Annotated in this window: 1 protein-coding gene; it reads right to left on the bottom strand. The window is 76.3% G+C overall.

The genetic code is table 11. From position 1 onward, the window contains the following. A partial coding sequence (locus BST14_RS32080) for a nicotinate-nucleotide--dimethylbenzimidazole phosphoribosyltransferase (RefSeq protein ID WP_211280858.1) occupies positions 1 to 266 on the bottom strand: 266 nt, incomplete at both ends.

The raw sequence follows: 266 nt of genomic DNA, 5'->3' as shown, positions 1-266 counted from the left end.
CCGCTGGCGTCCAGCCCGGTTCCCGGCCCGACCAGCGCGCTCGCCGGCGCATCCAGCAGCGCGCAGGCCATGGCCGCCGCCGCGGTGGTATTGCCGATGCCCATCTCGCCGCCGATGAACAGCTGGCTGCCGGCCTGCTCGGCGCGGCGCACGCTTTCGCGCCCGGCCTCGAGCGCCAGCAGGCACTGTTCGGCGCCCATCGCCGGGGCCTCGACGAAGTTCGCGGTGCCCGCCGCCAGGCGCAGGTGACGCACGCAGGGCAAGGC

Origin of the sequence: Mycobacterium arosiense ATCC BAA-1401 = DSM 45069 (assembly GCF_002086125.1) — a bacterium.
GTDB lineage: Bacteria > Actinomycetota > Actinomycetes > Mycobacteriales > Mycobacteriaceae > Mycobacterium > Mycobacterium arosiense.
This window is presented reverse-complemented; position numbering and strand designations above follow the sequence as displayed.